Source organism: Deltaproteobacteria bacterium (assembly GCA_026712905.1).
Taxonomy (GTDB): Bacteria; Desulfobacterota; Binatia; order UBA9968; family JAJDTQ01; genus JAJDTQ01.
Genome location: JAPOPM010000261.1, coordinates 1 through 2239 on the forward strand (window position 1 = coordinate 1; position 2239 = coordinate 2239).

2 protein-coding genes are annotated in these 2239 nt (G+C 62.3%); both read left to right on the forward strand.

Annotation, left to right across the window (positions count from 1 at the left end):
- A partial coding sequence (locus tag OXF11_21625; protein MCY4489690.1) for a hypothetical protein occupies nt 1-349 on the forward strand: 349 nt, incomplete at its 5' end.
- 580 nt (nt 350-929) lie between these two features.
- The coding region (locus OXF11_21630; GenBank protein ID MCY4489691.1) for an SIR2 family protein at nt 930-2239 on the forward strand (1310 nt) is incomplete at its 3' end.

The following is a 2239-nucleotide window of genomic DNA, read 5'->3' on the forward strand; positions in this document are numbered from 1 at the left end:
AAAATCGATGGCTGTCAGGACATACCCGCACTCGATCCGCTTCTCCAGCGACGAGTGGCGAGCCGTGACCCAGGCCGCCGAGCGCCTCGACATGATGCCCGGCGCGTTCGTGCGCGAGGCCGCAGCGCGCGCCGCTACCCAAGGATTCGACCTTGACGAAAGCCGCCTGACGCCTGAACTGATCGAGTTGTTCAAGACGACCTTCCGGGGTGTTCACGTGCTTGCTTATCTCAAGCGCCAGGAACTGGTGGAACTCGACAAGCTGGAAGACTTCGAAACGGCGGTGGAACACGCCAGGAGCCTGCAGGACGAGACGCTCGGACTGGACGGTGAGGCGGATGAGGGTTGACGCTTGATGCTTGATGGGTGCCCCCGACAGTTCTTCCTCACTCTCCGTGTTCGTGGGAACACCCCGGGAAGCACCGAGTACTTGCCGATCTGTTCATGACTATTTGCGTCCGCCCCTTCTCGCCCGGATGTCGCCGTTGGCGAGTTGGCGAAACGCTTAGCTTCGAAGAATCCGACGGTCACCCGTCGTCCGAGACCTGGAGTGCGCCCTCTCTGCCACCGTAGTGTGACGGAAGCTCCTCGTGGCTCGGGAAGAGCTTCCGATGATCGGCAATCTGTTGCACCACACGCAGGTTCAGACCATAGCTCGCTACGCCCACTTGGGGCGGTCCACTCGGTTGCCGACCCTCGTCACCAATCGGCTCTCATGTTCGGCGGAAGGGCTCGATACACCGGGCCCTATCGAGCGATGCTTGGTTGATCAGATCGCACGAAAGGTGGTAGCGGGTCGTCAAGGGCGAGTTGCAATTGAAAACTAAGTGCCCAAGAGAGGTGACAGAAACGCGGCCCCGTTCGGACTGGCCATGGGGCGGCTGATCGCTCCTGATCCAGTTCGACCAGTGACTTGACCAAAGAGACCCTTGGACTTTCCCGACCAGATTCGAATCCGCCCCGTGAGGGAGGCGCTCTGGCGCCGAAGCGCCGGCGGCGCCTCCGTGATGTTGGGAAGCGGTTTCAGCCGAAACGCGGAGATGAAGGCGCCCGGAGCCGAAACTCCGCCGGATTGGGCGGACGTAGCGAACGCCATGCGTGGCGAACTGAAACCGGCCCCGGCGGACACTGGCGGGAACGTGGACGGCTCTGCGCTGGACGCATTGGGCACGGCGCAACGGTACAGCGACGAGTTCGGAAGGGTGGCGCTGCACGGCTTCCTGCGCGACCAGATCCGCGACGAAGACATGGAACCGGGGGACCTGCATCGCCGGCTCCTCAAGTTGCCTTGGGTGGACGTTTTCACGACCAACTGGGATACGCTGCTCGAGCGAACGCGCGAGTTGACGGTGTCGCCGACGTACGAGGTCGTGCGTGCCGTCGACGAGTTGCCGCTGGCATCGCGTCCCCGTATCGTCAAGCTCCACGGATCGCTGCCGGCCCACTTTCCCCTCATCGCGACGGAGCAAGACTACGGCGAATACCCAAAGAGGTTTGCAGCCTTCGTCAACACGGCTCGGCAGGCGTTGATGGAGACCCTGTTCCTGCTGCTCGGTTTTTCTGGAGACGATCCGAACTTCCTTCGCTGGTCGGAGTGGGTCCGGGAGGAACTGGGAACGTCAGCCCCGAAAATCTACTTGGCGGGCTGGCTGGACCTCACGCCGGGCGGTCGGAATGAGATGGAGGAACGGGGTGTCGTTCCCATTGATCTGGCTGGCCACCCCAACCACGAGGAGTGGCGGCGGCAGCGGATGGAGCACCGGTTTGCGATGGAATGGCTCCTAAGGACGTTGGAATCGGGTGAACCGTATCCGCCCGAAGAATGGCCCAAGGCGTTGGCGCAGCCCGGCTTCAGTGTTCCGGCCCACCTTGAGCCGGTGGACAGAACGATCTGGCGAGCACCGCGGGTTCCCGCGGGACTGCCAAGCGACGAGGATGGTGAACTCGCCGACGACACAGTTGACGCCCTAGTTGCTACGTGGGCGTACAACAGGAAACTCTATCCAGGTTGGCTCGCACTGCCGGAGCAACTGAGGCGAGATCTGATGGATCCGTGGCTTCACGAAATAACTGGCGACCTTCTCGACGCGTCGAAAGAAGACCGGATAGTACAGCGACTGGCCGGTCGCGCATTGGCCGAGCGGCTTCGGATCGTGCACGAGATCGTCTGGCGCAGAGAAATTCGCCTCGAACCGTTGGGGGCGGAATTGGCGCTTGTGGCCAAGACGTCCGTGGAAGA